At 64.5% G+C, this 6,907-nt stretch carries 6 protein-coding genes; 3 read left to right on the forward strand and 3 right to left on the reverse strand.

Annotated features, from left to right (window positions below):
• Positions 1 to 152 precede the first annotated feature (152 nt).
• Genes ACK41X_RS21920 through ACK41X_RS21930 form a run of 3 tightly spaced genes read left to right on the forward strand, consistent with a single transcriptional unit; the run spans position 153 to position 3,005 of the window.
• Positions 153 to 1,136 carry an ABC transporter ATP-binding protein gene (locus ACK41X_RS21920; RefSeq protein ID WP_409727951.1) on the forward strand — a complete coding sequence of 328 codons (984 nt, stop codon included), beginning with the start codon at positions 153 to 155 and terminating at the stop codon, positions 1,134 to 1,136.
• Positions 1,137 to 1,150: 14 nt separating this feature from the next.
• Complete coding sequence (locus tag ACK41X_RS21925; RefSeq protein ID WP_409727936.1) at positions 1,151 to 2,104, forward strand: ABC transporter permease; 954 nt, start codon at positions 1,151 to 1,153, stop codon at positions 2,102 to 2,104.
• Positions 2,105 to 2,111: 7 nt separating this feature from the next.
• On the forward strand, positions 2,112 to 3,005 hold the full coding sequence (locus tag ACK41X_RS21930; protein ID WP_409727939.1) for an ABC transporter permease: 894 nt from the start codon (positions 2,112 to 2,114) through the stop codon (positions 3,003 to 3,005).
• A 27-nt stretch (positions 3,006 to 3,032) separates the two neighbouring features.
• Here the strand turns inward: ACK41X_RS21930 and ACK41X_RS21935 are convergent, their stop codons facing one another.
• The 3 genes from ACK41X_RS21935 to ACK41X_RS21945 form a co-directional block, all read right to left on the reverse strand.
• A complete protein-coding gene (locus ACK41X_RS21935; RefSeq protein ID WP_409727942.1) occupies positions 3,033 to 4,637 on the reverse strand; it encodes a GMC family oxidoreductase in 1,605 nt (534 codons plus the stop codon).
• 120 nt (positions 4,638 to 4,757) lie between these two features.
• Positions 4,758 to 6,338: an ABC transporter substrate-binding protein gene (locus ACK41X_RS21940; protein ID WP_409727945.1), complete on the reverse strand. Its 1,581-nt coding sequence runs from the start codon at positions 6,336 to 6,338 to the stop codon at positions 4,758 to 4,760.
• Between the two features lie 130 nt (positions 6,339 to 6,468).
• On the reverse strand, positions 6,469 to 6,907 hold a 439-nt coding region (locus ACK41X_RS21945; protein WP_409727948.1), incomplete at its 5' end, for an enoyl-CoA hydratase/isomerase family protein.

A 6,907-nucleotide genomic window follows, 5' to 3' on the forward strand; every position in this document is an offset into this window, starting at 1 on the left:
GCTGTCCGTTTCGCCTGCCGGCTTGCGAGGCAACGCCGCCGCCGCTTGTGGCGACGGATACCGGCAGCCTGTCCGCCTGCATCCGCGCACCCGACATTGCGGAGGGCAAGCTTGCCTGGGTGCGGGCGGATGCGGCCGCAGGATCGCCGGTGATGGCATCCGATCCATCCGCACCGGTGATTTCCGTTCGCAATCTCACCAAGCATTTTCCGGTCAAGACCGGATTATTCGGGCGGACACGTCAGGTCCGCGCGGTGGAAGACGTCAGCTTCGATGTCCGGCCTGGCGAAACGCTCGGCCTTGTCGGCGAATCCGGTTGCGGCAAGAGCACGGTCGGCCGGCTGATCCTGCGGCTGGAATCGCCGACGGATGGCTCGATTGCGTTCGAGGGCCACGACTTCGCACGGACCCGCCGGGCCGAATTCAAGGCGATGCGGCGCAAGATCCAGGCGGTGTTTCAGGACCCCTATTCCTCGCTCAATCCGCGCATGACCACCGGTCAGATCGTGGCGGAGCCGCTCCGGGTCTACAATCTGGCACCGGACAGCGCGGCGGCGCGCGAGCGGGTGGCGACGCTGCTCAACGAGGTCGGCTTGCGGCCGGAAATGGCCGAACGCTATCCGCACCAGCTGTCCGGCGGACAGCGCCAGCGCGTCGGCATCGCGCGGGCGCTTGCGATCGAACCGCAATTCATCGTCTGCGACGAAGCGGTCTCGGCGCTCGATGTGTCGATCCAGGGACAGATCGTCAATCTGCTGGAGTCGCTGCAGCGCAAGCACGGTCTGTCCTACCTTTTCATCGCCCATGATCTCGCGGTGGTGCGGCACATCTCCACGCGGATCGTTGTGATGTATCTCGGCCGGGTGATGGAGAGCGGCGATCGCGACGAATTGTGCGAACGGCCGCTGCATCCGTATACGAAGCTGCTGCTCGACGCCGCGCCGGTCCCCGACCCTGCGGTCGAGAAAGCGCGCGCCCCGCGGCTCATCCAGGGCGAATTGCCGAGCCCGCTGTCACCGCCGACCGGCTGCGTGTTTCACACACGCTGTCCGCTGGCGAGCGCCGAATGCCGCGCCGAAATCCCGGCGCTTCGCGAAGTCCGTCCCGGCCACAACGTGGCCTGCATCAAGGTTTGAGACCGGAGCTGCCGATGTTCCGTTATGTCATGAACCGCCTGCTGCTCGCGATCCCGACGCTGATCGGCGTGGCCGTCATCACCTTCTTCATTCTGCGCATCGTGCCGGGCGACATCGTCGAAGCCAAACTGCGGGGCGACGGCGCTCAGGTGACGGTCGACGTGATCGAACGCGAACGCGCCAGGCTCGGTCTCGACAAGCCCCGCTCCGAGCAATTCGTCGACTGGATGACGGGACTGGCACGGCTCGATCTCGGCAATTCGATGTGGACGGGACGTCCGGTGATCGAGGAAGTCGCGGCGCGTTTCGAGATCACCTTCCAGATCGCCCTGATGGCGACGCTGATCGGCTGTCTTATTGCGATTCCGCTCGGCACAATCGCCGCGCTCTATCGCGGCACCATCATCGATACGGCGGTCAAGATATTCGCCGTCGCGGGACTGGCGGTGCCGAGCTTCTGGCTCGGCATGCTGATCATCCTCGCCATGCTCTGGAGCATCGGCACCCTGCCCCCGCTCACGTTCACCCCGATCTGGAAGGATCCGGGTGCCAATCTGTGGCAGTTGATCTGGCCGGCGCTCGCGGTCGGCTACCGTTTCGCGGCGGTGCTGACGCGTATCGTGCGCTCCTCGCTGCTCGAGGTGCTGGGCGAGGACTATATCCGCACCGCGCGGGCCAAGGGCGTGATCGAGTCGGTGATCGTGCGGCGGCACGCCTTGCGTAACGCGCTTCTCCCCGCGGTCACGGTGATCGGGCTCGAATTCGCGTTCCTGCTCGGCGGCCTTGTCGTCACCGAGCAGGTGTTCAGCCTCAACGGGCTCGGCAAATTGTTCATCCAGAGCGTGACACGGCACGACTACACCCTGATCCAGGGCATGGTGATGCTGTTTGCGACCTTCTACATCGTCACCAATCTGGTGATCGACCTCGTTTATGCCGCGCTCGATCCGCGCGTGCGCTACAGTTGAGGCCGCCATGACCGACACCGCCGTCCGCACCGCAAAGCATCCGTCCTGGTTGCGCAACCCGTTCGTCGATTTCTGCGTCAAGCAGCCGGCCGGACTGGCCGCCCTGCTGGTGCTGCTCCTGATGCTGTTCGCCGGAATCTTTGCCGAATACATTGCGCCCTACGATCCGGTGCGCAACAACCTCGCCAATATGCTGCAGCCGCCGAGCTGGTCTCATCTTTTCGGCACCGACCCGTTCGGCCGCGATATCTTCTCGCGCATCATCTACGGTGCGCGCACCGCGCTGATCATCGGATTGTCCTCGGCCTTTCTCGGCTGCACGCTCGGCGCCATCATCGGGGCGGGCTCGGCCTATTTCGGCGGCAGGATCGACAATGCGATCCAGCGCGGCATCGACCTGATGCTCTCATTTCCGCTGATCGTGCTGGCGCTGGTGGTGGTCGCGGTGCTCGGCCGCAACCTCGTCTTCGGGATCGACATCAATCTGATTATTGCGATCGCGATCCCGATCGTGCCGCAGGTCGCGCGCGTGATCCGTTCCTCGGCGCTGGTGATCCGCAACCTGCCCTATATCGATGCGGCGCGGATCGCGGGCTATTCCAACACCCGGATCGTGCTGCGGCACATGATCCCGAACCTGATGGCGCCCTTTCTGATCATGCTGACCGCGTATATCGCGCAGGCGATCCTGCTCGAGGCGGTGCTGTCGTTCCTCGGCCTCGGCGTCGCCGAGCCGGTGCCGGCCTGGGGGCTGATGCTTTCGGGCAGCGCCTCGGACTTTTTCGAGGAAGCGCCGTGGATCGTGATCTTCCCCGGGCTCGCGATCAGCCTTGCGGTGTTTGCGTTCAATCTGCTGGGCGACGCGCTGCGCGATTGGCTCGATCCGAAATTCAAGACGTAAACCTGTCCTCCGCAGGCCGGGAGGACGTCAAAGCGTCCGCGCATCCTCGCGAATCATCGCCGCACCCTTCTCGCCGATCATGATGGTCGGCGCGTTGGTATTGCCGGTCGTGATCGTCGGCATGATTGAGGCATCGACCACGCGCAATCCGCCGATCCCGTGCACCCGCAGGCGCGGATCGACCACCGCCTTCGGATCGATCCCCATCCGGCAGGTGCCGACAGGATGGAACACGGTCGAACAATGCGTGCGCGCGAAATCCTGCAGCGCCGCGTCGTCCTGCGCCTCACGGCCCGGCACGGTCTCGGCCACGACCGCGTCGGCGATGGCGGGCTGCGCGAAGATGCGGCGCGCGAGGCGGATGCCCGCCAGCGTGACCTCCATATCCGCCGGGTCGGAGAAATAATTCGGCCGGATCTCCGGCGGGCGTTTCGGATCGGGCGACGCTGCCATGATGGTGCCGCGGCTTTGCGGATTGACCGCGCAGATCGCCGCCGTCATGCCCGCTTCGCGTTCGAGTTCGCCGAAGCGGCTGCGGTCATAGCTGCCCGGCGTGAACAGGATTTGCAGATCGGGACTGGCGCGGCCCTCGCGCATGCGCGCGAAAACGCTGGCGGTGGATACGCCGAAGGTGAGCGCGCCGGTTCCGAACAGGCACCAGCGCGCGATCTCGCGCATGAGCAGCGCGCCGCGACGGAGCTGATTGACCGAGATTTCCCCGCGCACCCGATAGGCGAGCAAAGCGGCAAGATGGTCGATCAGGTTGGCCCCGACGCCCGGCAGATCGTGCACCACCGGCACACCGATCGCGGCGAGATGCGCCGCCGGACCAATGCCGGAAATTTGCAGAAGCTGCGGCGAGTTGACCGCGCCGCCGCAGACGATCACTTCGCGCAATGCGCGCGCCTGCATGATCGTTCCGCCGCGCTCGTATTCCACGCCGCTCGCGCGCCGTCCGTCGAACACAATCCTGCGCGCCAGCGCACCGGTCTCGACCCGCAGGTTGCCCCGCTTCATCGCCGGCCGCAGAAAGGCGCGCGCCGTCGAATGGCGGATGCGGTGCTTGCGGCTCATCTGCGAATAGCCGACGCCCTCCGGTTGCGATCCGTTGAGATCGGGCGTGAACGGAATGCCGGCCTGTACCGCCGCCTTCACGAACCGGTGCGTCAGCGGCAAAACCGTCCGGTAATCCTCGACCGCCATCTCGCCGTCACGGCCGCGAAACGCGTCGTCGCCGCCGGTCCGCCGCTCCGATCTCTTGAAAAAGGGAAGGACATCGGCCGCGCTCCAGCCGGTGCAGCCCATCTGCGCCCAGCCATCGTAATCGGCCGGATGCCCGCGCAGATACAGCATGCCGTTGATCGCGCTCGATCCGCCGAGCACCTTGCCGCGCGGCCATGCCAGGCTGCGATTACCGATGCCGGGCTCCGGCGCGGTGGCGTAATTCCAGTTGACCACCGGATGGCGCAGCAAGGTCACCATCCCGGCCGGGATGTGGATCATCGGCCGCCAGTCGCGCGGTCCCGCTTCGAGCAGCAGCACGCGATGGCCGTCCTCGGACAGCCGCGCCGCCACCACGCAGCCCGCGGAGCCGGCGCCGACCACGATGAAATCAGCTTCTGTCGCGGGCATTGGTTCCGGGAGGATGTCCGCTCATTCCCACGAAAGCGGGAATCGAAATTTTGCCTGCCGGCGGTCCCCGATCTCGCGGGGACCGCCGGACAATCCCTTTGTCACTCAGCAGGCCTCCGCCTACCTGTCGAACCACACTTCGGACATGTCGAGGTTAAGCACCGTGGTCGGCGCCAGCTTCCAGCCCTTGAATTCCTTCACCGCCGCGGTGGCGCGATTGTTGCCGAATAGCGGAATGAAATAGCTCTCGTCGACCAGCCGCTCCAGAAACTGACGCACCACCTTCTTGCGTTCGGCCGGATCGGTCATGTCCGCCTGTTTGTTGAACAGGTCGACCAGCACCTTGTCCTCTGCGCCGGAATAATTGTTCGGGCTTCCGGGCAGGAACTTCACCAGCACCTCGTTCGGATCGACGCTGACGGTGTTGTTGAAGTCGATCGCAACGTCGTAATTGCCGCTGGTCAGCGCCGCGAAATAGGGCGGCGTCTCGGCCGGGATCTGATCGACCTCGATGCCGATCTGACGCCACTGGTCCATGATATAGATGCCGAGCGGCTGCCAGGGCAAACGGACGTTGCGGTTCAGGAGCGTCAGCTTCAGGTTCGGCACGCCGGCTTCGGCGAGCAGCTTCTTGGCTTCGGCACGCTGTTTGTCCATGTCGCGGCCGAGACCCGGAAGCTTCTCCATTTCCTCCTTGGAATAGGCGACGGGACTTGCCGGCGGCACATAGATCGTCGGGAATTCCAGTGTTGCGAGTTTCGCAAGACTGGGAATGCCGCCCCAGCGGTCGATCGCAAGACTCAGCGCCCTGCGCACCCGGACATCGTTGAACGGCGGCTTCTTGACATTCACCGTCAGGAAGTTGGTGATGTTGAACGAATTTTCGTGGAACGCGACCTGATCGCCGCGCAGGCTTCGCAGCCGCGACCGATCCGGCGGCGCCACCTGGAACAACAGCGCATCGACCTGACCGCCGGCGAGAGCATTGACGACGCCGGGACCGTTGATGAAGAAGGCGCGGACGCCGTCAAGGTAGGGCTTGCCCTTCTCGAAATAATTGTCGAAGCGCTTCGCCGACCAGTGCGAGCCTTTGACATATTCCTCGAACACATAAGGGCCGGTGCCCATGACGTTGGTCGCGTACCAGTTCGGATCCTCGCCGAGCTTCTTGGCCGAATAGACGCAATTCCACGGATTGGCGAACATGTAGAGCGCGGCCGGGTTCACCTGCTTGAGCTTGAACACCACGGTGTCCGCGGACGGCGTCTCGATCGTATCGATGCTCGAGAACTGGCCGCGGCGTGCCGAAGTGATGCCCTCTGGCGGATTTCTTATGCGATCGAAGGTGGCCTTTATGTCGGCCGACGTTAGCTCGCTGCCGTCATGGAATTTCACGCCGGGCTTCAGCTTGAATGTGTAGGTCAGCCGGTCCGGCGACACGGTCCATGAATCGGCAAGCCCGCCGACGATTTTGGAGTAATCGTTGGTGTCGTATTTGAGCAGCGTCGAATAATGCGGCGCCAGCACCTGCAGCGCGAACGACGTCGCGGCCGCATGGCAGTCGAAATTGGCAGGCTCGCCCTCGACCACATGCCGCAAGACGCCGCCGCGTTTCGGCGTTTCGGCGAGAGCCGCCGATGTCACAGAGCCGGCGATGACGATGCAGGCGAGACGTTGCGCAATGCGCGCGATGCTTCGCATTGAAACCTCCCTTACAGCTTGTCGTGCGCCGCCCGCTTTGCGCGATGCGGTCGCCGTTCCGATTATCGGAATATCTTTCCTTACAGTGGAGTCTAACGCCGTCATGGATCGCGTCAATGCAAAGCCGCGGTCAAGCATCACCGTCGATGGGATCGCGGAAAGCCGGGCTGCGCCGCTCCCGGAATGAACGCACGCCTTCGGCAAGGTCTGCGGTGGCGGAAAGCGTCGCTGCGTCCTCGCGCGCCAGCGCAAGGGCCGCCTCTTCCGTCATTGTGTGCACGGCAGCGATGGCGCGCTTGGCATATTGCATGGCACGCGCCGGAGCGGCGGCGAGGCGTTGCGCGAGCGCATCACTCTCCCGGTCCAGTTTGTCGGCATCGACGACTTGCGCAACAAGCCCCCATTCGAGCGCAGTCGGGGCATCGATGGGATCGCCGAGCAGCATCAATTGCCGCGCGCGTACGGCCCCGATCAGGCGCGTGACCCGCACCGTCCCGCCGCCGGCAGGAATTGCCCCGAGCCTGATTTCGGGCAATCCGAAGCGGGCGCGCTCCGACGCGATAATGAAA

This window comes from Pseudorhodoplanes sp., from assembly GCF_046289595.1.
Classification (GTDB): Bacteria; Pseudomonadota; Alphaproteobacteria; order Rhizobiales; family Xanthobacteraceae; genus Pseudorhodoplanes.